Source organism: Streptomyces verrucosisporus, from assembly GCF_017114865.1.
Classification (GTDB): domain Bacteria; phylum Actinomycetota; class Actinomycetes; order Streptomycetales; family Streptomycetaceae; genus Streptomyces; species Streptomyces fenghuangensis.
The window spans coordinates 19127-44631 of the sequence record NZ_JADEYH010000007.1 but is presented as its reverse complement, the minus strand read 5'-3'; the positions used below and the strand labels follow the sequence as shown (position 1 = coordinate 44631).

Genomic DNA, 25505 nt, shown 5'->3' with positions numbered 1-25505 from the left:
GCGGGCTCCTCCGGGTCAGTAGCGATCTTCCTCGCCCCGTAGACTCGACAACCGGTACCTTCGAGCGGCCCGGGAACCGGCTCCGCCGAGAGACAGGGTGCCGAAGCGCCGAGGCGGGGCGAAGCAACCAACCGAAATCACGGGCCAACCGAAAAGCACGGGAAGAGATGTCCGCACCCAACAAGTCGTACGACCCCGTAGAGGTCGAGGCACTGAAACCGGAAGAGATCGACCGGGCACGGGACGCGGCCCTCGCCGCGATCGCCGCCGCCGGCGATCTGGAGGCGCTGCGCGAGGTGAAGGCCGCCCACGCGGGCGACCGCTCGCCGCTGGCGCTGGCCAACCGCGAGATCGGCGCCCTGCCGCCGCACGCCAAGGCCGAGGCCGGCCGGCGTGTCGGCCAGGCGCGCGGCGCGGTGGGCCAGGCCCTCAAGCGGCGCCAGGAGGAACTGGAGGCCGAGCGCGACGAGCGCGTGCTGGTCGAGGAGGCGGTGGACGTCACGCTGCCCTTCGACCGCGTCCCCGCGGGCGCCCGCCACCCGCTGACCACACTGTCCGAGCGCATCGAGGACGTCTTCGTGGCGATGGGCTACGAGGTCGCCGAGGGGCCCGAGGCCGAGGCCGAGTGGTTCAACTTCGACGCCCTCAACATTGCCCCGGACCACCCGGCCCGCACCATGCAGGACACCTTCTTCGTCCAGGGGCCGGACGGCTCCGGAGAGGGGGAGTCGGGCGTCGTGCTGCGCACCCACACCTCGCCGGTGCAGATCCGCTCCCTGCTGGAGCGGAAGCCGCCGGTGTACGTGATCTGCCCCGGCCGGGTCTACCGCACCGACGAGCTGGACGCGACCCACACCCCGGTCTTCCACCAGGTCGAGCTGCTCGCCGTGGACGAGGGCCTGACCATGGCCGACCTCAAGGGCACCCTGGACCACATGGTCAGGTCCCTGTTCGGCGAGGACCTGCGCACCAGGCTGCGCCCGTCGTACTTCCCCTTCACCGAGCCGTCCGCCGAGATGGACATGGTGTGCTTCGCCTGCCGCGGGGAGTCCGTCGGCAACCCCGGCCGCCCCTGCCGCACCTGCTCCTCCGAAGGCTGGATCGAGCTGGGCGGCTGCGGCATGGTCAACCCGCGGGTGCTGACCGCCTGCGGCGTGGACCCGGAGCGCTACAGCGGCTTCGCCTTCGGGTTCGGTATCGAGCGGATGCTGATGTTCCGCCACAACGTCGAGGACATGCGAGACATGGTCGAGGGTGACGTCCGGTTCACCCGGCCGTTCGGGATGGAGATCTGATGCGGGTCCCGCTTTCGTGGCTGCGGGAGTACGTCGACCTGCCGGCCGGTGAGACCGGCCGCGACGTCGCGGCGAAGCTGATCGCGGCCGGGCTGGAGGTCGAGACCGTCGAGCGGCTCGGCGCCGGCATCACCGGGCCGCTGGTCGTCGGCCGGGTCCTGGCGATCGAGGAGCTGACCGGCTTCAAGAAGCCGATCCGCTACTGCCAGGTCGACGTCGGCGAGGCCAACGGCACGGGTGAGCCGCAGAACATCGTCTGCGGCGCCACCAACTTCGCCGTCGGCGACAAGGTCGTGGTGATCCTGCCCGGCGGCGTGCTGCCCGGCGACTTCCGGATCGGCTCCCGCAAGACCTACGGCAAGCTGTCGGAGGGCATGATCTGCTCGGCCAGCGAGCTGGGCATGAGCGACGACCACGAGGGCATCATCGTGCTCCCGCCCGAGCACGAGGTGGGCACCGACGCGATCGAGCTGCTGGAGCTGGTCGACGAGGTCCTCGACATCGCCGTCACGCCCGACCGCGGCTACTGCCTGTCCATGCGCGGCGTCGCCCGCGAGGCGGCCACCGCCTACGGCCTGCCGCTGCGCGACCCGGCGCTGCTGGACGTCCCCGTGCCCAACGAGCACGGTCACCCGGTCAACGTCGAGGACCGGCGCGGCTGCGACCGCTTCACCGCCCGTACGGTCACCGGTGTGCGGCCCGACGCCCACTCCCCGATCTGGCTCCAGCGGCGGCTGCAGAAGGCCGGCATGCGCCCGATCTCACTGGCCGTGGACATCACCAACTACGTGATGCTCGAACTCGGCCAGCCCCTGCACGCCTACGACCGCTCCCGCGTCGGCGGGGCGATCGGCGTGCGCCGGGCCCGGCCGGGGGAGAAGCTCACCACCCTCGACGGCACCAAGCGCGAGCTGCACCCCGAGGACCTGGTCATCACCGACGACAGCGGTCCGATCGGCCTGGCCGGGGTGATGGGCGGAGCCGACACCGAGATCGCCGACGCACGGGAGGCGACGGGCACCACCGAGGTCGTGATCGAGGCCGCGCACTTCGACGCGGTCTCCATCGCCCGAACCGCCCGCCGCCACAAGCTGTCCTCCGAGGCGTCCAGGCGTTTCGAGCGCGGCGTCGACCCGCAGGCCGCCTCCGCCGCCGCCCAGCGCACCGTGGACCTGCTGGTCCTGCTGGCGGGCGGCACCGCCGAGGCGGGCGTGACCGAGATCGTCTCGCCCAGCGGCCCGCACACCGTCAGGATGCGCGCCGACCACCCGGGCCGGGTCGCGGGTGTGGCCTACGGCCGCGAGACCGTGGCGCGCCGGCTGCAGGACGTGGGCTGCGACGTCTACGGCACCGACGAACTGACCGTGACCGTGCCCTCGTGGCGGCCGGACCTGACCGACCCCAACGACCTGGCCGAGGAGGTCATGCGGCTGGAGGGCTACGACGCCCTGCCCTCCACCCTGCCGCGTCTGCCCTCGGGCCGCGGCCTGACCGAGCGGCAGCGGCTGCGCCGCAGGGCCGGGCGGGCGCTGGCCGGAGCGGGGTACGTCGAGGCGCCGAACTACCCGTTCGTCGGGGACGACGCCTTCGACCGGCTCGGCCTGGAGGCGGACGATCCCCGCCGCCGCACCGTACGGCTGGTCAACCCCCTCTCCGACGAGGAGCCGGCGCTGCGCACCACGCTGCTGCCCGGGCTGCTCGCCGCGCTGCGCCGCAACGACGGCCGGGGCTCCCACGATCTGGCGCTCTTCGAGACCGGCCTGGTCTTCCGGCCCACCGGACAGGAGACCGCCGCCGTCCGGCTGCCGGTCGACCGCCGCCCCACCGACGAGGAGCTGGCCTCCCTCACCGCCGCGCTGCCCGCGCAGCCGCGCCGGGCCGCGGTCGTGCTGGCCGGGGCGCGCGAGCAGGCCGGCTGGTGGGGCAAGGGCCGCCCGGCTACCTGGGCCGACGCGGTCGAGGCGGCCCGCGCCGTCGCCCGCGAGGCCGGTGTGGAGCTGGAGGTGGAGGCCGACCGGCACGCTCCCTGGCACCCGGGGCGCTGCGCCGCGCTGTACGCGGGCGCCGATGGTGAGCGCACCCTGGTCGGGCACGCCGGCGAGCTGCACCCGCGCGTGATCAAGGCGATGCAGCTGCCCGCCCGCACCTGCGCCATGGAGATCGGCCTCGATCTGCTGGAGCGGGCCTCCTCGGGCGCTCCGCAGGCCCCGCACGTGTCCACCTTCCCGGTGGCCACGCAGGACGTCGCCCTGGTGGTGGACGCCTCCGTCCCGGCGGCCGAGGTTGAGTCGGCGCTGCGCGACGGCGCGGGCGAGCTGCTGGAGTCGCTGCGGCTGTTCGACGTCTTCACCGGCGAGCAGCTCGGCGAGGGGAAGAAGTCCCTGGCCTACGCCCTGCGCTTCCGCGCGCCCGACCGCACGCTGACGGCCGAGGAGGCCACGGCCGCCCGCGAGGCCGCGGTGGCCGCGGCGGTCGCGCGCACCGGCGCGGTGCTGCGCGGCGCGTAGCCGCCTCCCGTCCCCCGCCGCCGGCCCGTTTGGTGCCGGCGGCGGGGGACGTGGAACGCCGACGGCGGGGCGCCCCCCTTTCAGAAAGGGGGGCGCCCCGCCGTCGGCGTTCCCGCCTCCGCGGCGGCCCGGCGGGTCTCAGTACGTGTAGAAGCCCGCGCCGGTCTTGCGGCCCAGGCGGCCGGCGTCGACCATCCGCTGCAGCAGCGGCGGGGCGGCGTACAGCGGCTCCTTGTACTCCTCGTACATCGAGTAGGCGACGGAGGCGACGGTGTCCAGGCCGATGAGGTCGGCGAGCTTGAGCGGCCCCATGGGGTGCGCGCAGCCCATCTCCATGCCGTTGTCGATGTCCTCGCGGCTGGCGATGCCCGTCTCGAACATCCGGATCGCCGAGAGCAGGTACGGGATCAGCAGCGCGTTGACCACGAAGCCCGAGCGGTCCTGGGCGCGGATGGCGTGCTTGCCCAGCAGCTTGACGACCGCGGTCTCGGCCCGTGCGATGGTGTCGTCGGAGGTGGTCAGCGCCGGGATCAGCTCCACCAGCCGCTGCACCGGCGCGGGGTTGAAGAAGTGGATGCCGATCACCCGGTCCGGGCGGGAGGTCGCCACGGCCAGCTTCACCAGCGGGATGGAGGAGGTGTTGGAGGCCAGGATCGCGTCCGGGCTGGTCACCACCTGGTCGAGGATCTGGAAGATCTCGGTCTTGATCTGCTCGCTCTCCACGACCGCCTCGACCACCAGATCGCGGTCGGCGAACTCGCCGAGGTCGGTGGTGAAGGAGAGGCGCTCCAGGGTGGCGTCGCGCTCCGCCTCGCTGATCTTGCCTCGTGCGGCGGCCTTGTCCAGGGAGGTCACCAGCCGGGTACGGCCTATCTCCAGGGCTTCGCCGGTGGTCTCGGCGACCATGACGTCCAGGCCGGCCCGCGCGCAGACCTCGGCGATACCCGAGCCCATCTGGCCGCAGCCAACCACTCCGACGCGTTCGATGTCGGTCACATCGTGCCTTTCGCTGATCCACTGGTCCGTGACGCCGCCCCCGTACGGTTCCGGCCGCAGCGCCTCGCCGACCGACGTTACCGCGTCGCGCCGGAGAAACGGTCGGCCGGGGCTTGGCGGCCCCGGCCGGACGGCGGTCCGGACGGCGGTCCGGACGGCGGTTCGGACGGTGGTCCACGTGGTCAGTCCGCCGTGCGGGCCGCTCCGTTGAGCTCGAAGGCGTCGGGGACGCCGTTGGCGCCCGGCCAGGCGCCGGTGAAGCCGAAGGACGCCGGGGCGCCCGGCTCCAGCCGCGCGTTCCAGTCCATCGAGGAGGCCGTCACCGTGGCGCCGCTCCGGGTGAAGGAGGCGTTCCGCACCTGGCCGACCCTCTGGCCGTCCGAAGGAGCAGACCGCCTCCCGGCCGTCGGCGGCCGTGTCGGGGTGTGCCGGGAGGGCGGCGTGGCGCGAGCGGACGCGCACTCGTTCCGTCACACGCAGTTGCCGTGCCGCTACCCGGCCGGGATGATCGGGTGAGTCGTCGTCAGGAGGAGGCAACATGGGGCGTTTGACTCGGAGGACCTTCGGTGCGGCGGCGGTCGGAGTGCTCTCCGGCTCGCTGCTGACGGGTCCGGGGGCGGGCGCGGCGTCGGCCGGGGAGGCGGGCGGCGGGGGCGGCCGGTACCGGCAGCGCCCGCAGCTGCGCGGGATGTGGGTGGCCACCGTCGCCAACATCGACTGGCCGACCAGACCCGGGCTCGCCGCCGGCGAGCAGCGAGGACAACTGCTGGCGCATCTGGACACGGCGGTCGAGCGCCGCCTCAACACGGTGTTCCTCCAGGTGCGGCCCACCGCGGACGCCCTGTGGCCCTCGCCGTACGAGCCCTGGGCGCAGTACCTCACCGGCACCCAGGGCGAGGACCCCGGCTGGGACCCGCTGGGCTTCGCCGTGTGCGAGGCGCACCGGCGCGGGCTGGAACTGCACGCCTGGTTCAACCCCTACCGGGTGGCCAACCACACCGACCCCGGACGGCTGGCCGACTCCCACCCCGCACGCCGCCACCCGGAGTGGGTGGTGACCTACGGCGGCAAGCTCTACTACAACCCCGGACTGCCCGAGGTGCGCGCCTTCGTCCAGGACGCGATGTTCGACGCGGTGGAGCGCTACGACATCGACGGCGTGCACTGGGACGACTACTTCTACCCGTACCCGGTGGCGGGCGAGGTCTTTGACGACGACGAGGCCTACGAGCGGTACGGCGGCGCCTTCGCCGACCGGGCCGACTGGCGGCGCGACAACATCGACCGGCTGGTGCGGGAGACCGCGCTGCGCCTGAGGCGGACCAAGCCGCGCGTACGCTTCGGGGTCAGCCCCTTCGCCGTGTGGCGCAACGCGGGCACCGATCCGGAGGGCTCCGACACCCGCGCGGGCGTGGAGACCTACGACGACCTGTACGCCGACACCCGCAAGTGGGTGCGCGAGCGCTGGGTCGACCACATCGTGCCGCAGGTGTACTGGAACATCGGCTTCGCCGCCGCCGACTACGCGAAGCTGGTGCCCTGGTGGGCCGACGTGGTGCGGGGCACCGGCGTCGAACTCCACATCGGTGAGGCGCTGTACAAGGCGGGCGATCCGGCCCAGGGGCCGGCCTGGCACGACCCGGCCGAGCTCTCCCGCCACCTGACGCTCTGCCGCCGGTACCCCGAGGTCCGCGGCAACGTCTACTTCTCGGCGAAGCACGTCGCCGCGGACCCGATCGGGGCGATGAGCCGGGTGGTGGAGGACCACTACGACCGCCCGGTGCGGGCGCCCCGCTGACCGGTCTCCCGGGGCGGCCCCGCCTCCCTTCGTCCTGTGCGCGGCCCCGGCGTCAGCGGCGCCGGGGCTCGCCGTGCTCCAGCAGGGGTTCGCCGTGGTGCCGTACCACGGAGTCGGGCCCCGGCGACATCACTGTCTCGTGTCCGTCCTCGAAGCGGACCCGGTACGGCGGCTCGCCGTTCGTCCCCAGTACCTCGATGATCTCCGCGACCCTCTCGTGCTGTCCCACGAACCTGCCGTGGACCAGCAGCAGGTCGCCCGCGTTCGCCTGCATCGGCGGTCTCCTTCTGCCTGTATCGAGAAGAAAATACTTTTGATCCCGATTCTAGAGGCGGAGGGGGGCCGGGCGCCTGCGAGCGCGGAAACGGAGAGGCGTAAGGAGACGGAGGAGAGTGGAGGGAAACGGGGGATGTGCGAGGAAACGGGAGGAAGTACGAGGAGAGGCAAAACCGGTCGACGGTCCGCATGGCCGGCTGTCAGGCTCTCCCGCCATGAGCACCTCGTACGAGATCTCCGCCGACCCCGCCCGCCTCGACGCCGCACGCGTCCACCACTGGTTGTCCACCGACGCCTACTGGGCACTCGGCCGCAGCCGCGGCAAACAGGACAGGGCCATCGCGGGCTCGCTCAACCTCGGGGCGTACGACAGGGCCACCGGCGAGCAGCTCGGCTACGCGCGTGTGGTCACCGACCGGGCCACCTTCGCCTGGCTGTGCGACGTCTACGTGGCCCCCGCCGCCCGCGGCCGGGGCCTGGGGAAGGCGCTGGTGCAGGCCGCGCTCACGGAGCTCGAACCGTACGGGCTCGGGCGGGTGCTACTGGCCACCGAGGACGCGCACGGCCTCTACGAGGGGTTCGGCTTCCAGCCGCCCGCGGAGTTCGGACGGCTGATGGCCCTGATCCCCGAGTGATCAGGGCATACGTCCGAAAACAGTCCGTGCCCGACCGTCGAACAATCCGGTTCACGGTTCTACCATCCGGTAATGCATCTGCGGATCACGCTGCTCGCCGCCGCCCGCAGCTCATCCCTGCTGGACGTGCGCTTCGAGGACGACCGTCCCCTGGACGCCGCCGGGTGGCGGGAGGCGGAGCGGGCCATCGCGGCGTACGGGCACCTGGCGGGCGCCGAACTGCGCTACTGCTCGCCGACCATGCGCTGCCGCGAGACCGGGGACGTCCTGGGGATGCGGCCGCTGGCCCAGCCAGCGCTGCGCGAGTGCGACATGGGGCGGTGGCGCGGGCGCACCCTCAGGGAGGTCGCCGCGGTCGAGCCGCGGGCCGTGGACGCCTGGCTCGCCGACCCCCACGCCGTCCCGCACGGCGGCGAGTCGCTGTTCTCCTTCATCCTGCGGGTGGGCGACTGGCTGGACACCCGCCCGGGCGGCGAGGGCGACACCCTGATCGCCGCGGTCGTCGAACCGACGGTGCTGCGCGCGGCCGCGGTGTACGCGCTGAAGGCGCCGCCGCACACCTACTGGCGCGTGGACGTCCGGCCGCTGTCGTCGGTCACCCTGGCCGGGTGGGCGGGGGACTGGACACTGGCCATGGACCACTGACGCGCGGCGGTGCGCGGCCGGCGGTCCCGGCGCAGGCGCTACGACCTGCGGTGGGGCCTGCCGCGCCTGCCGCCGCCGGATCCTCTTGAACGGCCGGATCCCCTGCCGCGGCCGGCCTGCCCGCCTCCCGCGGGCTTCCGCCGGGCTCCGGCCCCGTCCGAGCGCCCCGGCTTCGCCCCGTCCTGCCCGTCCCGCCTGCCCGGCTTGGTCTCCCCGGCGACGGCGGGGCGCCGGCCCCGGGTGCTGTTGACCGTCCGCCCCCGGACGATCCCGATGAAGTCCTCCACCAGGTCGGTGGTCCGGTCCTCCCGCCACGACAGCGCGACGCGCGACTGGGGGGTGTCCGTGACCGGCCGGTAGGTGAGGTCCCTGCGGTGGTGCAGGCGGGCGAGCGACTGCGGTACGACGAGCAGCCCGATCCCCGCCGCCACCAGTTCGATCGCGTCCGCCGTCGTGGCGGGGCGCTCCAGGGCGGGCCGTCCCGGGGGGTGCTCCCAGTCCAGGGTGTCGTCGAGGGGGTGCAGCACGATCTCGTCGGCCAGTTCCCCGGCGGACACCTCCTCGGCCGCCGTCACGAGATGGTCCTTGGGGACGACCACCACCGTGGTCTCGGTGTAGAGGGGGATGGCGCTGAGATCCCTCCGGTCGGTGGGCAGCCGCAGCAGACCTGCGTCGGCGCCGCCGTCGCGCAGCACGCCGGGCGCCTCGGCGGCGGACACCTGGACGAGGTCGAGCGGGATGCCGGGCAGACGCTCGTTCCAGATCCGCACCCACTTGGCGGGTGTCACTCCCGGGACGTACGCGAGCCGGAACGAGGGGGACGCTTCCGAGCGGTTCACCAAGCCAGGCTACCGGCCGGGCGGCGGGAGGAGCGGCGGGCGCTCGATACCCTGGGCTCCATGAAGTCGCAGCAGACCGCCCAGACGATGAAGCCCGCCACCGCGGCGAAGAAGCTGGGTGTGTACCTCGAGGCCACCCCCGCCGAGTTCCGGGAGGGCGTCGTCTCGCGCGCGGAACTGGACGCGCTGCAGAACGACCCGCCCGAGTGGCTGCGGGAGCTGCGGCGTGACGGACCGCACCCCCGTCCGGTGGTGGCGGCGAAGCTGGGCGTCTCCAACTCGGGACTCGCGCGCGGCGGGATCACCGAGCCTCTGACCACCGAGCAGATCGAGGCGCTGAAGGCGGAGAACCCCGAGTGGCTGCGGAAGGAGCGCGCCACCCAGGCCGAGGTCCGCAAGGAGGCGGCGCGCCTGAAGGAGCGGAGGGCGGAGCAGGACGACGGGCCCCGCCCGCCCCGCACCTGACCGGGGTCTCTACCCCCTCGCGGTCCCCGTGTGACGCCGCGCCCGCGGCCGCACCCGCGGTTCAGTCCGGCCCGCCGACCGGTCCTCCCGACCGGTCGGCGGGCCGGACGTCTTCCTCGCCCCCGTTCCCCGATCTCCGAGGCCGCAGGGGCCGTCGCATGCATTCATTGCATAAAACTGCCAACATGCGTATAGTCATGCTGTCGATGAGGAGGATTCCATGGCAGTGCGAGCGGCGGTGGCGGGAGCGAGCGGCTACGCGGGGGGCGAGATCCTGCGTCTGCTGACCGGACACCCCGAGGTCGAGATCGGGGCGCTGACGGGCAACTCCAACGCCGGGCAGCGCCTGGGCGCGCTCCAGCCGCACCTGCCGCCGCTGGCCGACCGCGTCCTGGAGGTCACCACGGTGGAGGCGCTGAGCGGCCACGACGTGGTCTTCCTCGCCCTGCCGCACGGCCAGTCCGCGGCCGTCGCCGAGCAGCTCGGGGACGAGGTGCTGGTCATCGACTGCGGTGCCGACTTCCGGCTGAGCGACCCGGGCCAGTGGGAGCGCTTCTACGGCACTCCGCACGCCGGCACCTGGCCGTACGGCCTCCCCGAGCTGCCGGGGGCACGCGACGCGCTGACGGGGTCCCGGCGCGTCGCGGTCCCCGGCTGCTATCCGACGGCCGTGACGCTCGCGCTCTTCCCGGCGTTCGGGGCCCGTCTGGCCGAGCCCGACGTGGTGGTGGTCGCGGCCACCGGCACCTCGGGCGCGGGCAAGGCGCCCAAGCCACACCTGCTGGGCAGCGAGGTGATGGGCTCGATGAGCCCCTACGGCGTCGGCGGCGTCCACCGGCACACCCCCGAGATGGCCCAGAACCTCTCGGCCGTCGCGAACGAGCCGGTCACCGTCTCCTTCACCCCGACGCTCGCCCCGATGTCCCGGGGCATCCTGGCCACCTGTACGGCCAGGGCCCGGCCCGGCCTGACCGCCGGCCGTCTGCGCGAGACGTACGACAAGGCGCTGGCCGCCGAGCCGTTCGTCCACCTGCTGCCCGAGGGCCAGTGGCCGTCCACCGCCGCCGTGTACGGCTCCAACAGCGCACTGATCCAGGTCGCGTACGACGAGACGGCCGACCGTGTGGTCGTCGTCAGCGCCATCGACAACCTCGCCAAGGGCACCGCGGGCGGCGCGGTGCAAAGCATGAACATCGCCCTCGGCCTGCCCGAGGAGACGGGTCTACCCGTCACCGGGGTCGCCCCGTGAGCCGGGAGCGGCACCTCCCGGCCGCGGCCTGTGACGCACGCGCGGCCGCCGGCCCGCTGTCGACGACGATGCCCGCGCCGTGCCGCGCGGGCGGAGAAGGGAGCGGAACAACACCATGAGTGTGACCGCTGCGAAGGGATTCACCGCGGCGGGGATCGCCGCCGGGATCAAGGACAACGGCAACCCCGACCTGGCTCTGGTCGTCAACACCGGGCCGCGTCTGGCCGCCGCCGGTGTGTTCACCTCCAACCGCGTCAAGGCCGCGCCCGTGCTCTGGTCCGAGCAGGTCCTCAGGGGCGGGCAGGTCTCGGCGGTCGTCCTCAACTCCGGCGGTGCCAACGCCTGCACCGGCCCGCTCGGCTTCCAGGACACCCACGCCACCGCCGAGAGGGCCGCCGAGGTGCTCGGCCACAGCGCCGGCGAGGTCGCCGTCTGCTCCACCGGCCTGATCGGCGTCCGGCTGCCGATGGACCGGCTGCTGCCGGGGATCGAGAAGGCCGCCGAGGCCCTGTCCCCGCACGGCGGCGACAGGGCCGCCATCGCCATCAAGACCACCGACACCGTGCACAAGACCGCCGTCGCCGAGGGATCCGGCTGGGTCGTGGGCGGCATGGCCAAGGGCGCGGGCATGCTCGCCCCGGGGCTGGCGACGATGCTGGTTGTCCTCACCACCGACGCCGACGTGGACACCCCCGGGCTGGACGCCGCGCTGCGCGAGGCCACCCGCACCACCTTCGACCGGATCGACTCCGACGGCTGCATGTCCACCAACGACACCGTGCTGCTGCTGGCCTCCGGAGCCTCGGGCGTCGCCCCGGAGGCGAAGGAGTTCGCGGAGGCCGTGCGGGCCGTCTGCGACGACCTGGCGCAGCAGCTGATCCGGGACGCCGAGGGGGCCTCCAAGGACATCCGGATCGAGGTGGTGAACGCCGCCGTCGAGGACGATGCCGTCGAGGTGGGCCGCTCCATCGCCCGCAACAACCTCCTCAAGTGCGCCGTCCACGGCGAGGACCCCAACTGGGGCCGGGTGCTGTCCGCCATCGGCACCACATCCGCCGCCTTCGAGCCCGACCGGCTGAACGTCGCCATCAACGGAGTGTGGGTCTGCCGCGACGGGTCGGTGGGCGAGGACCGCGAACTGGTGGACATGCGCTACCGCGAGGTCCGCATCACCGCAGACCTGGCGGCGGGCGAGAAGTCCGCCGTGATCTGGACCAACGACCTCACCGCCGACTACGTCCACGAGAACAGCGCTTATTCGTCATGAGTACACGTAGGCACACCGCCCTGCCCAAGGCCCAGATCCTCATCGAGGCGCTGCCCTGGCTGACCCGCCACCACGGGAAGACCGTGGTCGTCAAGTTCGGCGGCAACGCCATGGTGGACGAGGAGCTGAAGGCCGCGTTCGCCCAGGACGTGGTCTTCCTGCGGCACGCGGGCCTCAGGCCCGTCGTCGTCCACGGCGGGGGTCCGCAGATCAGCGCCCATCTGGACAGGCTCGGCCTGGTCAGCGAGTTCAAGGCCGGACTGCGGGTCACCACCGACGAGGCGATGGACGTCGTGCGGATGGTGCTGGCCGGCCAGGTGCAGCGCGAGCTGGTCGGCCTGCTCAACCGGCACGGCCCGCTCGCCGTCGGCATGACCGGCGAGGACGCGCACACCCTGACCGCCACCAAGCGCTACGCGCACATCGACGGCGAGCAGGTGGACATCGGCCGCGTCGGCGAGATCACCCGGGTGGACGCGGGAGCCGTCCAGGCCCTGCTCGACGACGGCCGCATCCCGGTGATCTCCTCCATCGCCCGCAGCGCCGACGACGGGCACGTCTACAACATCAACGCCGACACCGCGGCCGCGGCCCTCGCGGCTGCGCTCGGCGCCGAGACGCTGATGGTGCTCACCGACGTCGAGGGCCTCTACGAGGACTGGCCCAGCAGCGACGACGTGATCAGCCGCCTGACCGCGAGCGAGCTGGAGAAGCTGCTGCCGGACCTGGCCAGCGGCATGGTGCCCAAGATGGAGGGCTGCCTGTACGCCGTGCGCAACGGCGTCAACACCGCCCGGGTCATCGACGGACGCGTCCAGCACTCCATCCTGCTGGAGATCTTCACCGACGAGGGGATCGGAACCATGGTCGTGCCGGACGGCGCCACGCCGGAGAAGGAGGAGCGGGCATGAGCGACACCACCGCCACACCCACCGCCACCACCACGCACGCGCCCCCGCCCGGCAACGCCGGTCTCACCCGGCGCTGGCAGGGCGCGCTGATGGACAACTACGGCACCCCCCGCATCCCGATCACCCACGGCGAGGGCGCCCGGCTGTGGGACGCCGACGGCAGGGAGTACCTGGACTTCGTCGGCGGCATCGCCGTCAACTCGCTCGGCACCGCCCACCCGGCGGTCGTCCGCGCGGTCTCCGGGCAGATCGCGACCCTCGGCCACGTCTCCAACCTCTTCGTCGCCGAGCCTCCGGTCGCCCTGGCCGAACGGCTGCTCCGGCTCTTCGGCCGCACCGGGCGCGTCTACTTCTCCAATTCCGGGGCCGAGGCCGTCGAGGCGGCGTTCAAGATCGGCCGCCGGACCGGCCGCACGCACATGGTCGCCACCGAAGGCGGCTTCCACGGCCGTACCATGGGTGCCCTCGCGCTGACCGGCCAGCCCGCCAAACGCGGCCCCTTCCTGCCGCTGCCCGGCGAGGTCACCCACGTCCCCTACGGCGACGCCGACGCGCTGCGGGCGGCCGTCACCGAGGAGACCGCCCTGGTGATCCTCGAACCGATCCAGGGAGAGAACGGCGTCGTCGTCCCGCCCGAGGGCTATCTGGCCGCCGCCCGTGAGATCACCGCCGCCACCGGCACCCTGCTGGTGCTGGACGAGGTCCAGACGGGAATCGGCCGCACCGGGCACTGGTTCGCCTGCCAGGCGCAGGGGGTGCGGCCCGACGTCGTCACCCTCGCCAAGGGACTGGGAGCCGGTCTGCCCATCGGCGCCACGGTCGCCTTCGGCGAGGCCGCCGAGCTGCTGGGTCCCGGACACCACGGCTCCACCTTCGGCGGCAACCCGGTCTCCTGCGCGGCGGCGCTCGCCGTCCTGGACACCATCGCCTCCGAGGGCCTCCTCGATCACGTCGAGCGGATCGGCGGCCGGCTGCGCGACGCCGTCCAGGGGCTGGGGCACCCGCTGGTCGACCATGTACGCGGCGCCGGGCTGCTGCTCGGTATCGTACTGACCGAACCCGTCGCACCCCAGGTGCAGCAGGCTGCCCAGGACGCGGGCTTCCTGGTGAACGCGTGCGCTCCGGACGTCGTCCGGCTGGCCCCGCCGCTGATCATCGGCGAAGCCGAGGCGGACGCGCTGGTCCGGTCCCTCCCCGCCGTCCTCGACGCCGTCGGCGGGACCCGACGAGCCGGAGACTGACGAGACGATGACCGAGGCGCAGGCGCAGGGCGGCAACCACGGCGGCCCGGCCGTACCCCACACGCGTACGGCCCGGCACCGCCGGATCGTGGAGATCCTGAACCGCGAGCCGGTCCGGTCCCAGAGCCAGCTCGCCAAGCTGCTCGCCGACGACGGGCTGAGCGTCACCCAGGCGACGCTCAGCCGGGATCTGGACGAGCTGGGCGCGGTGAAGATCCGCAACACCGGGGGCGAGCTGATCTACGCCGTCCCCGGCGAGGGCGGTGACCGCACGCCCCGGGCTCCGCTGGGGGAGTCCGCGAGTGAGGCGAGGATGGCACGGCTGGCGGGCGAGCTGCTGATCTCCGCCGAGGCGTCGGCCAATCTGGTGGTGCTGCGCACCCCGCCCGGCGCCGCCCAGTTCCTCGCCTCGGCCATCGACCAGGCGGAGGTGCACGACATCATCGGCACCATCGCCGGCGACGACACCCTGCTGCTGATCAGCCGCCACCCCACCGGCGGGCAGGCCCTGGCCGACCATCTGCTGCGGCTGGCGCAGAAGAACTCCCACCAGGGCAACGGCGCCTGAGGCCCGGACCCCGGCCGGGCCCCGGTCCCAGGCGCCGTTCGCCCCCGTCAGCCGTGTGCGCCCTTCCCGCCGGCCGCCTGCCACTCGTGGGCCAGCACAGCCCAGACCTGGAGGTCTTGACGGCGACCGCTCACGGGGAACGCGCTGCGCAGGGTGCCCTCGTGCGTCATGCCCAGCCGCTTGGCCACCGCGATGCTGGGGCCGTTGTCCGGGGAGACCAGCCACTCCGCCCGGGCCAGGCCGCGCACCCCGACCGCCCAGTCGATCATGCGCCGGGCGGCGGTGGTGACCAGCCCGCGCCCCTGGGCCTCGGGGGCCAGCCAGGCGCCCAGCTCGCAGGAGCCCTCGGAGGCGCTGAACAGCCGGAAGAACATGCCGCCCACCAGCTCGCCGTCAAGCCGGATGCCGTAGATCCGGCCCTCGTCGGCGGCCTGTTTGTCGGCGTACCGCTGGAGGAAGGCACGGGCCGAGGCGGTGTCGGTGACGGTGTGGGCCCACGGCAGCCAGGGCGCCAGGTGGCCGCGCGCCCGGTCGGTGTGCGCGGCCAGCTCCGCCGCCTGCCACGGCTCCAGGGGGCACAGCCGTGCGCCGTCGCCGAGAGGGATGCTGAGCATGAGGACTCCTCGGAAGGTCGCTTGCCGGTGTCGGTGGGGGTGTGTGGCCGCGGCGGTCCCGCCGCGACCGGTGGCCGCCATGACCGGGTCCGCCGTCACACCGGCAGCGCCCGCCGTCAGCCGGCTCGGAGTGGTTTCTTGTGGAAGAGGGTCGTGGGCCGGAGCACGCCCTCGGTGTCGGCGGCGTAGTCGGGGATCGTGCCGGCCTCGGTCCAGCCGGCCGAGCGGTAGAGGCGCTCGGCCGGGCTGCCGGTCTGGGTGTCCAGCACCAGCAGGGAGATCCCCGCGTCGGCGGCCTCCCGTTCGGCCGTCGCCAGCAGCCGCCGGCCCAGCCCCCGGCCCCGGGCGTCCCGGTGCACGATCAGCTTGGCCATCTCCGCACGGTGGCGGCCGTTGGGCGTGCCGCAGAACCTCAGCTGCACGGTGCCCAGGGTCCGGCCGCCGACCCGGGCGACCCACACCGCCGTCCCGCCGTCGGCGACCTCGGGCACCAGGCCCTTCCACCAGGCCGCCGCCTCGGCGGGGTCGAGCGGGGCGAGGAAGCCGATCGAGGAGCCGCCCTCGACGGCGTCGCAGAGCAGGGCGGCCAGCTCCCGGGCCGCGGCGGGGATCTCGGTGGCCGGCAGACGGGTGATCACCGGCGCGGCACTGCTGATGTGTTCGGTTCGCACCGCCCGATGGAACTCCTTCCGGGGCTCCGGCCGCAAGAACGTTCCGCCAGGTGGTCCGGTGTCCGGGCGTTCAGATGGTCAGGCGGGTGTGGGGGGCAGGGGGAGCGGCAGTCCCGGGAGGCCGTCGATGCTGGTGGCGACGTGTTCCTTCTTGTGGAAGTAAGCGTCCAGCGACTCGTCCGTCTCGCGCTCGAAGCGCGAGCCGTGCAGCGGGCGGTCGCTCTCGTACGTCATCAGCGGCACGGCGTAACCGCAGGTGTCGCGTATCAGCTCGGCGGTGACCACGATGACCGCACGCAGGCCGTGCCGGGAGTGGTCGATGCCGGGGAAGCGGGCGATCAGCTCTCCCCAGCGCGGGTCGTCGCGGAAGACGGGCTCCCCGCGGCCGTGGACGCGCACGATGTTCGGCGGGCCGGAGAAGGCGCACCACATCAGGGTGATCCGGCCGTTCTCCCGCAGATGGGCGACGGTCTCGGCGTTGGAGCCGGCGAAGTCGAGATAGGCGACGGTGCGCTCATCGAGGACTGCGAAGGAACCCCTCAGCCCCTTGGGGGAGAGGTTGACGGTGCCGTCACCGGACAGCGGCGCGGTGGCGGTGAAGAAGACGGGCTGGGCCTCGATGAAGTCCCGCAGCCGTCCGTCGATGCGTTCGTATGTCTTTCCCACACGGGCATCATGCCGCCGTGCGCGCGTGCGCGCCCGGTATTTCCGGCGCAGGCTGGGCACATGGCCGAAGGCAGTGGAACAGGCGGGGACGGGCGCGGGGAGCCCGGGGTGCGGGTGCGCCGTGTGTACGAGGAGGCCGGCCCCGGGGACGGCCGGCGGGTGCTGGTGGACCGGATCTGGCCGCGCGGTCTGGGCCGGGACGCGGCGGAACTGGACGAGTGGTGCAAGGAGGCGGCCCCGTCGGACGGGCTGCGCCGCTGGTACGGCCACGACCCGCAGCGGTACGAGGAGTTCGCCGGACGCTACCGCGCGGAGCTGGAGGAGGCGGGGCGGCAAGAGGCGGTGGAGCGGCTGCGGGAGTCGGCCGAGGAGGGGACGCTGACGCTGCTGACGGCCACCAGGGACGAGGAGCGCAGCCACGCTGCCGTACTGGCCGAGGTACTGCGGGAGACCGCCCGGGACGCCCCCGGCTGACGCGTTCAGTGCGCCGCGGCTCATCGGAAGACGGTTGACCTGCGGTTTTCCTGATGGATCACTACTCTTTGACGAACCATACGGAGGAGTGCATACTTATACCAGTCACCGTATGCATCGTAAGGAGCCCCCCGTGACCGAGCGCGTCGTACTCGCCTACTCCGGTGGCCTGGACACTTCCGTCTGCATCGGCTGGATCGCAGAGGAGACGGGCGCCGAGGTCATCGCCGTCGCCGTGGACGTCGGCCAGGGCGGAGAGGACCTGGACGTCATCCGCAAGCGCGCGCTCGCCTGCGGCGCCGTCGAGGCCGAGGTCGCCGACGCCAAGGACGAGTTCGCCGAGGAGTACTGCCTCCCCGCGATCAAGGCGAACGCGCTCTACATGGACCGCTACCCGCTGGTCTCCGCCCTCTCCCGGCCGACCATCGTCAAGCACCTGGTGGCCGCCGCCAGGAAGCACGGCGCCACCACCGTCGCCCACGGCTGCACCGGCAAGGGCAACGACCAGGTGCGGTTCGAGGCCGGCATCTCCTCGCTGGCCCCCGAGCTGAAGTGCGTCGCGCCGGTGCGGGACTACGCCATGACGCGCGATGCGGCGATCGCCTTCGCCGAGGACAAGGGCCTGCCGATCGCCACCACCAAGAAGTCGCCCTACTCCATCGACCAGAACGTCTTCGGACGGGCCGTGGAGACAGGCTTCCTGGAGGACATCTGGAACGCGCCGACCGAGGACGTCTACGACTACACCCGGAACCCGGCCGCCGCGCGCGAGGCCGACGAGGTGGTCATCACCTTCGACAAGGGCGTCCCCGTGGCCCTCGACGGCAGGCCCGTCACCGTCCTGCAGGCCATCCAGCAGCTCAACGAGCGGGCCGGGGCCCAGGGCGTGGGCCGGATCGACATGGTCGAGGACCGGCTGGTGGGCATCAAGTCCCGCGAGGTCTACGAGGCGCCGGGCGCCATCGCGCTGATCACCGCCCACCAGGAGCTGGAGAACGTCACCGTCGAGCGCGAACTGGCCCGCTACAAGCGGCAGGTCGAGCAGCGCTGGAGCGAACTGGTCTACGACGGCCTGTGGTTCTCCCCGCTCAAGCGCGCCCTGGACGGCTTCGTCGAGGAGGCCAACGAGTATGTGTCCGGCGACATCCGGATGACCCTGCACGGCGGCCGGGCCACCGTCACCGGCCGGCGCTCCCACAAGTCGCTGTACGACTTCAACCTGGCCACCTACGACACCGGTGACACCTTCGACCAGTCGATGTCCAGGGGCTTCATCGAGATCTTCGGCATGAGCAGCAAGATCGCCGCCAAGCGGGACCTCGCGCAGTAACCTGCCCCCGCGGCAGCCGCACACCGCCCGCTTCCTCCGCCCCCGTGGTGGGGGAGGCGGGCGCCTTCCCGTCCCGGCCGGGTCCCGACACGGCCCGGCACCGCCCGACAACGCCTGAACCCGCCCGGCACGCCCGGCGCGACCGGTAAGCGCACGAGGAGCACCGATGACCAACGCCCCCCAGACCCCGCCCCCCGCCACAGGCGGCGACGTACGGCTGTGGGGCGGCCGGTTCGCCGACGGACCGGCCGAGGCGCTGGCCGCCCTGTCGGCCTCCGTCCACTTCGACTGGCGGCTGGCCCCCTACGACATCGCCGGGTCGCGCGCCCACGCCCGGGTGCTCCACCGGGCAGGCCTGCTGACCGCCGACGAGCTGGAGAAGATGCTCGCCGGCCTCGACCGGCTGGCCGCCGACGTCGCCGACGGCACCTTCACCGGCACCGTCGCCGACGAGGACGTGCACACCGCCCTGGAGCGCGGGCTGCTGGAGCGCCTCGGTCCCGAGCTCGGGGGCAAGCTGCGCGCCGGGCGCTCCCGCAACGACCAGGTCGCCACGCTGTTCCGGATGTACCTGCGCGACCACGCCCGGATCATCGGTGGTCTGCTCGTCGATCTGAACGAGGCCCTGGTGGCCTTGGCCGAGGCGCACCCGGACGTGGCGATGCCCGGCCGGACCCACCTCCAGCACGCCCAGCCGGTCCTCTTCGCGCACCACGTCCTCGCCCACGTCCAGGCGTTGTCCCGGGACGCCGAGCGGCTGAGGCAGTGGGACGCGCGCACCGCCGTCTCGCCCTACGGCTCGGGGGCGCTGGCCGGTTCCTCGCTCGGCCTGGACCCCCGCGCGGTCGCCGCCGACCTCGGCTTCGAGCACGGCTCGGCCGCCAACTCCATCGACGGCACCGCCTCGCGCGACTTCGTCGCCGAGTTCGCCTTCATCACCGCGATGATCGGCGTGGACCTCTCCCGGATCGCGGAGGAGGTGATCATCTGGAACACCAAGGAGTTCTCCTTCGTCACCCTCCACGACGCCTTCTCCACCGGCTCGTCGATCATGCCGCAGAAGAAGAACCCGGACATCGCCGAGCTGGCGCGCGGCAAGTCCGGCCGGCTCATCGGCAACCTCACCGGGCTGCTGGCCACCCTCAAGGCGCTGCCGCTGGCGTACAACCGCGACTTGCAGGAGGACAAGGAACCGGTCTTCGACTCCTGCGACCAGCTGGAGATCCTCCTGCCGGCGTTCACCGGGATGATGGCCACCCTCACCGTCAACCGCGAACGGATGGCCGAGCTGGCCCCGGCCGGCTTCTCGCTGGCCACCGACGTCGCCGAGTGGCTGGTGAAGCGGGGCGTGCCGTTCCGGGAGGCGCACGAGATCGCGGGGGGGTGCGTCAAGGTCTGCGAGGCCGCCGGGATCGAGCTGGACGAACTGACCGACGAGCAGTTCACGGAAATCTCGCCCCACCTCACCCCCGAGGTCCGCACTGTGCTGAACGTCCCCGGTGCCCTGGCCTCCCGGGACGGACGGGGCGGCACCGCGCCGTCCGCCGTCGCGGTCCAGCTCGCGGAGGTCAGGGAGGACCTGGCCCGGCAGCGGGAGTGGGCCGGGGAGGACCGCCCGGGCGCCGTGGCCTGACCGTCCGCCAGGCCGCCGCCAACCGGGCGGCGGCCACGGCCGGACGGGCCGGCGGCCGGGTGCCCGCCGTACACGGCTCCGGCGTCGCGGCCACCGCTCCGCAGCGCTCGTGCCCCGGGACGCCCACCAGCGGCACGCCCGGCTCCACCGGCCCGTACTCGGGGCTCGCGGTACGTCCGCCCGGACAGCGTCCGCCGGAGGCACCGGGCAGTCCACACACAGGCCGCCGGAACGGCGGCGACGGGGCGCGGGGCGGCGGAGCACCCGCCGCCTCCCCTCCTCGCGCCTCTCGTGCCTCTCCTGGGCCGGCAGCCGTTGCCCTCGCGCAGCAGCCGCAGCTCACCAGCGGGGGCGAGCCGCCGCTCACCGGCGCCCGCGCCTTCCGCCTCCGCGCCCTCCACGCAGTCCGGCCGGCCCTCCCGCGCGGCGCCGCCGGACGGGCAGGCGGCTTTGCGCAGTGCTGTCCGGCGGTGGTTCACAGGAGAGCGCGGCACGTGTTCCTCCGGGGTTGTCGTCGTCCTGGGAAGCATGGACAGCTGCGGGCCCGGGCATGCCGCCGGAAGGAGTGAACCCGGGTGTGCCAAGGGGGACGCGGTCACCCGCGGGAGTGGCTGTCCGCCCGGACACCCGTCCGGGGCACCGTGGACCGCGCCGCTCATCTGCGGCGGTGGTGAGACGGTGGCGACGCGGTGGCGACGAGGAGGAGCGGAGGAGGTGCGGGAGCCCGGTAGGACCGGCAGACCGGACTGGCTCTTCGGCACGGGCGCGACGCCCGCGCAGAAGGGTCTGGCCCACGCCGTGGCGGCGTCCGGGTGCGCGGTCCTCGCGGTGTACGGCCGGGACGAGGGCTGGACCTTGTGGCAGTGGTCGCTGGGCCTGTTGCTCGTGTGGGACCTGGCGGGGGGGCGTGGTGGCCAACGGGCTGGACACGGCCAAGCGCTTCTACCACTCGCCGCCGCCTCCGGGAACGGGGACGGTGGGGCGCTTCCTGCACCATCCGGTGGGCTTCACCGCCGCGCACGTCCAGCCGGTCGCGGCCGGCCTCGCCTTCGACGGCGGGCCCTGGTGGTGGGGCCCCTGTGGTACCTCTGGGCGCTGGCCGGCGCCGTACTGGTGGCCCGGGTCCGCGAATCCCTCCGGCGCCCGGTGGCGCTGGGGGCCGTCGGTCTGGGGGCCATGGTCGCGCCGCTGGTCACCGCACCCGGTGGGATGGCCTGGCTGCCCGTGGTGCTGCTGCTCAAGCTGGTCCTCGCGCATGGTGTTCCCGAAGGAGCCGCCGCGCCGGCCGGACCGCGCGGGCGCCCGCTCCGGTGAGCTGAGCCGTCCGCCCGGTGAGCCGCCCGCCGTCCGGCGGCGGAAGGACGACGGGGCCCGGCACCGCCCGTGGCGGTACCGGGCCCCGGGAGCCGGAGGGCGCTTCAGGCCGCCTTGGCCTTGGTGGCGTACACGTCCACGTACTCCTGGCCCGACAGGCGCATCACATGGCTCATCACCTCGTCGGTCACGGCCCGCAGCACATAGCGGTCGCGGTCCATGCCGTCGTAGCGCGAGAAGTCCAGCGGCTCGCCGAAGCGGACGGTGATGCGGTGGCCCGGGCCGATCCGGGGCAGTCCGCTGCCGCCCGGCTGCACACGGTCGGTGCCGATCATCGCGAACGGGACGACCGGCGCGCCGGTCATCAGCGTCAGCCTGGCGATGCCGGTGCGGCCCCGGTACAGGCGGCCGTCGGGGGAGCGGGTGCCCTCCGGGTAGATGCCGAAGACGTTGCCCTCCTCCAGCACCCGGCGGCCGGTCATCAGCGCCGCGACACCGCCGCGCCCGCCGTCGCGGTCCACCGGGATCATGCCGACGCCGGTGAAGAACCACGCCATCAGGCGGCCCTTGAGGCTCTTTCCGGTGACGTACTCGTCCTTGCCGATGAAGAAGACCTGCCGGTCGACGACGAGCGGGAGGATCATCGAGTCGATGAAGGTCAGGTGGTTGCCGGCCAGGATCACCGGTCCGCTGCCGGGGATCCGCTCCGCTCCCTCGACCTGCGGACGGAACAGCACGCGCAGGAGCGGGCCGAGCAGCGCCTTGATGAGCAGGAAACGGGACAACGTGCCCTCCGGTCGTGATGGTCAGCGCGCGCACCCGCGCAGGTCGGTACGGTACTCGCCGGTCACCGGCGGGCGCGCGCCGGGTCCGTCCCACGGATACCCCGCGATGGCGCGATTTGTCAGCCGTTCACGCCGCGTTTCGTGCGCGGTCTCCCGCGGTGAATTGACGCACACCTACCATGCGCGGGTTCCGTTGCTTGTCAGGTGCGGGACAGTCACACGCGTGTGAAGTCGAGAGGAGTGCCCATGGGACAGGCGCAGAGGCCGGACCGCAGAACCGTGCTGGGCGCGGCGGTGCTGGGCGCGGGCGCGGCGGCGCTGGGACCGGCCGCCGCCGCGGCGGCCGACGGCGGGCGCGATGGAGGGGCGGGCCGGGGACGCACGGCCCTGCCGGTGCCCGCCGTCATCGCCCACCGCGGCGCCAGCGGCTACCGGCCGGAGCACACTCTGGGGGCCTACCAACTCGCCCTCGACATGGGCGCCGACGTCATCGAGCAGGATCTCGTGCCCACCCGGGACGGCCATCTCGTCTGCCGCCACGAGAACGACATCACCGGCACCACGGACGTGGCCGACCACCCGCGGTTCGCCGGCCGCAAGGCCACCAAGACGGTGGACGGCACCGAGATCACCGGCTGGTTCACCGAGGACTTCACCCTCGCCGAGCTCAAGACGCTGCGCGCCACCGAGCGCATCCCCGGCACCCGCCCCGACAACACCCTCTACGACGGCCGCTGGACGGTCCCGTCCTTCGAGGAGGTGCTGCGCTGGGCCGAGCGCGAGGGCCGCCGGCGTCGCCGCCCCGTCTGGCTCCACATCGAGACCAAGCACCCCAGCCACTTCCGCGGGCTGGGCCTGGGCCTGGAGGAGCGGCTGGCGAGGCTGCTGCGCCGGTACGGGCGGCACCGCGCGGACTCCCCCACGTTCCTGCAGTCCTTCGAGCCGAGCAGCATGGAGCGGATGAGCCGGCTGGTGAGGACCCCGCGCGTGGTGCTGCTCTCCTCGGCCTCCTCCCGCCCGTGGGACTTCACCGAGGCCGGCGACCCGCGCACCGTGGCCGACCTGGTCACCCCCGAGGGGCTGGAGTGGATCTCCGGCTTCGCCCAGGGCATCGGACCGACGCTGGACCTGGTCGTCCCCAGGCGGGCGGACGGGCGGCTGGGCGAGCCCACCACCCTGGTGCGCGACGCCCATGCCCGCGGGCTGCTGCTCCACCCGTACACCATGCGCAACGAGAACCGGTTCCTGCCCGCGGACTTCCGCCGCGGCGCCGACCCGGACGCCTACGGGGACGCCTTCGGCGCCCTGCGGGCGTACTTCGGGACGGGCATCGACGGAATCTTCGCCGACCAGCCGGACACGGCCCTGCTGGCAGCCGAGGACTTCCGCCGGAGCTGACGGCCGGACCTGTCCGGAACCGGCCGGAGTCGAGGGTCGCGCGGGCCGCGGTGCTCACCCGTGAGGGTGGCGCACTCGCGGCCCGCGCGGCCGTTTCGCCCTCCCGGCGGGACTCCGCGGGCACCCCGCCCGCCGGAAGCGGCCCGCGAGTTGGGAATCTCACAGGGCGGTCCCGAACCGATTCGTTCCCCTTGCACCGGTCGCCCGCGCAGAATGCTCACGACGGAGGTTGCGCCCCCCGAACCAGGGGGAAGGGTGCGGTGAACCACCGGCGTCATCAGGGCAGACAGTTCCGGCGCGCGACCCTCGTTCGACACGCGTGCCCGGACGCGACGAGACATGGGGAGACGTGCGCACATGGGAACGAGCGTGACCATCTCGGCGGCGACGGACGAAGACGCCGAGCAGATCCTCAAATTGCAGTACCTGTGCTACCAGTCCGAAGCCGCGCTCTACGGCGACTACGGCATCGAGCCGCTCACCCAGACCCTCGACGGTCTCCGCGCCGAACTGGCCCGCGGCTGCGTGCTCGTGGCCCGGCTCGGTGCGGAGGTCGTCGGCTCGGTACGCGGCCGCGTCGAGGACGACGGCACGGCCGTGATCGGCAAGCTGATCGTCCACCCCCGCATGCAGCGGCACGGGCTCGGCAGGAGGCTGCTGTCCGCGGTCGAGGAGCGGCTGGTGCGGGAGCGGTCCGCCCGGCGCTACCGGCTGTCCACCGGGCACCGCGGCGAGGGCAGCATCCGCCTCTACCGCAGGCTCGGCTACACCCCGGTGGCCACCGAGCGGGTCTCCGCCAGGCTGGACATGGTGACCCTGGAGAAGGCGCCGGAGCCCTCGCCGGCGGGCGGGGACGTCTCCCGGACGTACGCCGCCAGCGCCTGACCGCGCCCCCCGCGCGTCCCGCGCACGCACGGCCGCCCCGGCGGGACCCCGCCGGGGCGGCCGTGCGTGCGCGGGAGGGGGTCAGGCCGCACCCGCCCCGGCGGGCGAGCGGCGCAGCCAGAGCAGGCCGATCACCGGCAGGACCAGCGGGAGCAGCAGATATCCCAGGCCGTAGTCGGACCAGACGGTCGCATCGGGGAAGGCCGACGGGTCCAGCACCGTCCAGGTGCCGACCGTGAGCACCCCGGCCAGCTCGGCCGCGCAGCACACCAGCGCCACCCGGCGGGCGCCCCGGCCGCCGCGGACCAGGGCGACGGTGATCACCACGTACACCGCGGCGGCCACCGCCGACAGGAGATACGCCAGTGGCGCCTCGCCGAAGCGGGTGGAGAGCTGGTAGACCGAGCGGGAGGTCGCGCCGATCGCGAAGACCGCGTACAGCGTGACCAGCAGCCGGCCCGGTCCGCGGTTCAGACCCGGCCGAGCCGGAGGGCCGGACGGGACCCGGGGTCCCGAGGGCTCAGCCATGCCCGCCTCCCCACACGTCGTACAGCCGCACCTGGAGGACGGCCATCACCACCGCGCCCGCGGCGACCGTCGCCGAGCCCCAGCGGGTGCGTTCGGCCAGCGACATGAAGCCGACCGCGGGTACGCAGGCCGCCACGCCCAGCAGATAGGAGACGAAGACCACCGTGCCGCCGTCCGGCTTCTCGCCGCGCGCCAGCTGCACGACGCCGACGACCAGCTGAACCAGGGCCAGTACGGTCACCACGGCCATGCCGGCGAAGTGCCAGTCCTTGGTCGGCTGGTCCCGGTAGGCCGCGAAGCCGCACCAGGCGGCCAGGGCGAGCGCGGCCACGGCGACCGCGACCGTCAGCGGGATGAGCATGTCGGCACCTTATTCGAGCCCGTCATCGCGGACGAAACGACCCCTCCCGAAGCCCTGGCCGACCGTGGCCCTGACCACAGGCCGGGTCGCTGACCGCACGGCCCGCGAACAGCGTTCACGCAGGTGGCAGCGGGTGAAGCGGCTTTCCGGCGAG

At 73.3% G+C, this 25505-nt stretch carries 26 protein-coding genes and 1 pseudogene; 17 read left to right on the top strand and 10 right to left on the bottom strand.

What is annotated here, in order from left to right:
* Nucleotides 1-167: 167 nt before the first annotated feature.
* Both pheS and pheT read left to right on the top strand, forming a co-directional pair.
* On the top strand, nucleotides 168-1295 hold the full coding sequence (pheS, locus tag IQ279_RS10665) for a phenylalanine--tRNA ligase subunit alpha (RefSeq protein WP_206348151.1): 1128 nt from the start codon (nucleotides 168-170) through the stop codon (nucleotides 1293-1295).
* Nucleotides 1295-3802, top strand: a complete 2508-nt coding sequence (pheT, locus tag IQ279_RS10660) for a phenylalanine--tRNA ligase subunit beta (protein WP_206348150.1) — start codon at nucleotides 1295-1297, stop codon at nucleotides 3800-3802. The genes pheS and pheT overlap by 1 nt, the downstream gene beginning before the upstream one ends.
* Nucleotides 3803-3940: 138 nt before the next feature.
* Here pheT and IQ279_RS10655 read toward each other — a convergent pair whose 3' ends face one another.
* Nucleotides 3941-4798, bottom strand: coding sequence for a 3-hydroxybutyryl-CoA dehydrogenase (locus IQ279_RS10655; protein ID WP_206348149.1), 858 nt, complete (start codon nucleotides 4796-4798; stop codon nucleotides 3941-3943).
* Between the two features lie 182 nt (nucleotides 4799-4980).
* A pseudogene (locus tag IQ279_RS10650) lies at nucleotides 4981-5166 on the bottom strand (cellulose binding domain-containing protein); the annotation flags it as partial.
* Nucleotides 5167-5336: 170 nt separating this feature from the next.
* Between IQ279_RS10650 and IQ279_RS10645 the strand changes: the two are divergent.
* Nucleotides 5337-6596 carry a glycoside hydrolase family 10-like protein gene (locus IQ279_RS10645; RefSeq protein WP_206348147.1) on the top strand — a complete coding sequence of 420 codons (1260 nt, stop codon included), beginning with the start codon at nucleotides 5337-5339 and terminating at the stop codon, nucleotides 6594-6596.
* A 52-nt stretch (nucleotides 6597-6648) separates the two neighbouring features.
* Here IQ279_RS10645 and IQ279_RS10640 read toward each other — a convergent pair whose 3' ends face one another.
* The gene (locus IQ279_RS10640; RefSeq protein WP_101257188.1) at nucleotides 6649-6870 is read right to left on the bottom strand and encodes a DUF1918 domain-containing protein; all 222 of its coding nucleotides are present in this window, start codon (nucleotides 6868-6870) and stop codon (nucleotides 6649-6651) included.
* Between the two features lie 217 nt (nucleotides 6871-7087).
* On the opposite strand from IQ279_RS10640, the gene IQ279_RS10635 reads away from it, so the two are divergent.
* Both IQ279_RS10635 and IQ279_RS10630 read left to right on the top strand, forming a co-directional pair.
* A complete protein-coding gene (locus tag IQ279_RS10635; RefSeq protein ID WP_206348146.1) occupies nucleotides 7088-7507 on the top strand; it encodes a GNAT family N-acetyltransferase in 420 nt (139 codons plus the stop codon).
* A 72-nt stretch (nucleotides 7508-7579) separates the two neighbouring features.
* The gene (locus IQ279_RS10630) at nucleotides 7580-8152 is read left to right on the top strand and encodes a histidine phosphatase family protein (protein ID WP_206348145.1); all 573 of its coding nucleotides are present in this window, start codon (nucleotides 7580-7582) and stop codon (nucleotides 8150-8152) included.
* A 38-nt stretch (nucleotides 8153-8190) separates the two neighbouring features.
* Here the strand turns inward: IQ279_RS10630 and IQ279_RS10625 are convergent, their stop codons facing one another.
* Entirely contained in the window at nucleotides 8191-8991 is an 801-nt protein-coding gene (locus IQ279_RS10625) for a LysR family transcriptional regulator substrate-binding protein (protein WP_206348144.1), read from the bottom strand.
* Nucleotides 8992-9051: 60 nt separating this feature from the next.
* On the opposite strand from IQ279_RS10625, the gene IQ279_RS10620 reads away from it, so the two are divergent.
* The 6 genes from IQ279_RS10620 (at nucleotide 9052) to IQ279_RS10595 (ending at nucleotide 14692) form a co-directional block, all read left to right on the top strand.
* Complete coding sequence (locus IQ279_RS10620; protein ID WP_206348143.1) at nucleotides 9052-9456, top strand: DUF5997 family protein; 405 nt, start codon at nucleotides 9052-9054, stop codon at nucleotides 9454-9456.
* Nucleotides 9457-9676: 220 nt separating this feature from the next.
* The gene (gene argC, locus IQ279_RS10615; RefSeq protein ID WP_206348142.1) at nucleotides 9677-10705 is read left to right on the top strand and encodes an N-acetyl-gamma-glutamyl-phosphate reductase; all 1029 of its coding nucleotides are present in this window, start codon (nucleotides 9677-9679) and stop codon (nucleotides 10703-10705) included.
* Between the two features lie 115 nt (nucleotides 10706-10820).
* Complete coding sequence (gene argJ / locus IQ279_RS10610) at nucleotides 10821-11972, top strand: bifunctional glutamate N-acetyltransferase/amino-acid acetyltransferase ArgJ (RefSeq protein ID WP_206348141.1); 1152 nt, start codon at nucleotides 10821-10823, stop codon at nucleotides 11970-11972.
* Nucleotides 11969-12883, top strand: a complete 915-nt coding sequence (argB, locus tag IQ279_RS10605; protein ID WP_206348140.1) for an acetylglutamate kinase — start codon at nucleotides 11969-11971, stop codon at nucleotides 12881-12883. Before argJ ends, argB begins: the two co-directional genes overlap by 4 nt.
* A complete protein-coding gene (locus IQ279_RS10600) occupies nucleotides 12880-14124 on the top strand; it encodes an acetylornithine transaminase (protein ID WP_206348139.1) in 1245 nt (414 codons plus the stop codon). Before argB ends, IQ279_RS10600 begins: the two co-directional genes overlap by 4 nt.
* Before the next feature lie 7 nt (nucleotides 14125-14131).
* On the top strand, nucleotides 14132-14692 hold the full coding sequence (locus IQ279_RS10595) for an arginine repressor (protein ID WP_093850851.1): 561 nt from the start codon (nucleotides 14132-14134) through the stop codon (nucleotides 14690-14692).
* Between the two features lie 47 nt (nucleotides 14693-14739).
* Here IQ279_RS10595 and IQ279_RS10590 read toward each other — a convergent pair whose 3' ends face one another.
* The 3 genes from IQ279_RS10590 to IQ279_RS10580 form a co-directional block, all read right to left on the bottom strand.
* Nucleotides 14740-15306, bottom strand: coding sequence for a GNAT family N-acetyltransferase (locus tag IQ279_RS10590; RefSeq protein ID WP_206348138.1), 567 nt, complete (start codon nucleotides 15304-15306; stop codon nucleotides 14740-14742).
* A gap of 116 nt (nucleotides 15307-15422) precedes the next feature.
* Nucleotides 15423-15944, bottom strand: coding sequence for a GNAT family N-acetyltransferase (locus IQ279_RS10585; RefSeq protein ID WP_206348276.1), 522 nt, complete (start codon nucleotides 15942-15944; stop codon nucleotides 15423-15425).
* Nucleotides 15945-16055: 111 nt separating this feature from the next.
* Nucleotides 16056-16643: a pyridoxamine 5'-phosphate oxidase family protein gene (locus IQ279_RS10580; protein WP_206348137.1), complete on the bottom strand. Its 588-nt coding sequence runs from the start codon at nucleotides 16641-16643 to the stop codon at nucleotides 16056-16058.
* 60 nt (nucleotides 16644-16703) lie between these two features.
* On the opposite strand from IQ279_RS10580, the gene IQ279_RS10575 reads away from it, so the two are divergent.
* The 4 genes from IQ279_RS10575 to IQ279_RS10560 all read left to right on the top strand — a co-directional run bounded on the left by IQ279_RS10575 (nucleotide 16704) and on the right by IQ279_RS10560 (nucleotide 21394).
* Complete coding sequence (locus tag IQ279_RS10575; RefSeq protein ID WP_206348136.1) at nucleotides 16704-17117, top strand: DUF488 domain-containing protein; 414 nt, start codon at nucleotides 16704-16706, stop codon at nucleotides 17115-17117.
* A 133-nt stretch (nucleotides 17118-17250) separates the two neighbouring features.
* Nucleotides 17251-18447 carry an argininosuccinate synthase gene (locus IQ279_RS10570; RefSeq protein ID WP_206348135.1) on the top strand — a complete coding sequence of 399 codons (1197 nt, stop codon included), beginning with the start codon at nucleotides 17251-17253 and terminating at the stop codon, nucleotides 18445-18447.
* Between the two features lie 166 nt (nucleotides 18448-18613).
* Complete coding sequence (gene argH, locus IQ279_RS10565) at nucleotides 18614-20080, top strand: argininosuccinate lyase (protein ID WP_206348134.1); 1467 nt, start codon at nucleotides 18614-18616, stop codon at nucleotides 20078-20080.
* A gap of 1065 nt (nucleotides 20081-21145) precedes the next feature.
* Nucleotides 21146-21394, top strand: a complete 249-nt coding sequence (locus IQ279_RS10560; protein WP_206348133.1) for a hypothetical protein — start codon at nucleotides 21146-21148, stop codon at nucleotides 21392-21394.
* A 104-nt stretch (nucleotides 21395-21498) separates the two neighbouring features.
* Here the strand turns inward: IQ279_RS10560 and IQ279_RS10555 are convergent, their stop codons facing one another.
* The gene (locus IQ279_RS10555; RefSeq protein ID WP_206348132.1) at nucleotides 21499-22179 is read right to left on the bottom strand and encodes a lysophospholipid acyltransferase family protein; all 681 of its coding nucleotides are present in this window, start codon (nucleotides 22177-22179) and stop codon (nucleotides 21499-21501) included.
* Nucleotides 22180-22425: 246 nt separating this feature from the next.
* Here IQ279_RS10555 and IQ279_RS10550 point away from each other — a divergent pair, with 246 nt between their 5' ends.
* Both IQ279_RS10550 and IQ279_RS10545 read left to right on the top strand, forming a co-directional pair.
* Nucleotides 22426-23577, top strand: coding sequence for a glycerophosphodiester phosphodiesterase (locus IQ279_RS10550; protein ID WP_206348131.1), 1152 nt, complete (start codon nucleotides 22426-22428; stop codon nucleotides 23575-23577).
* Between the two features lie 357 nt (nucleotides 23578-23934).
* Nucleotides 23935-24462, top strand: a complete 528-nt coding sequence (locus IQ279_RS10545) for a GNAT family N-acetyltransferase (RefSeq protein ID WP_206348130.1) — start codon at nucleotides 23935-23937, stop codon at nucleotides 24460-24462.
* A gap of 81 nt (nucleotides 24463-24543) precedes the next feature.
* Here IQ279_RS10545 and IQ279_RS10540 read toward each other — a convergent pair whose 3' ends face one another.
* The gene (locus IQ279_RS10540; protein WP_206348129.1) at nucleotides 24544-24990 is read right to left on the bottom strand and encodes a hypothetical protein; all 447 of its coding nucleotides are present in this window, start codon (nucleotides 24988-24990) and stop codon (nucleotides 24544-24546) included.
* Nucleotides 24983-25351, bottom strand: a complete 369-nt coding sequence (locus tag IQ279_RS10535; protein WP_206348128.1) for a hypothetical protein — start codon at nucleotides 25349-25351, stop codon at nucleotides 24983-24985. The genes IQ279_RS10540 and IQ279_RS10535 overlap by 8 nt, the downstream gene beginning before the upstream one ends.
* Nucleotides 25352-25505 lie beyond the last annotated feature (154 nt).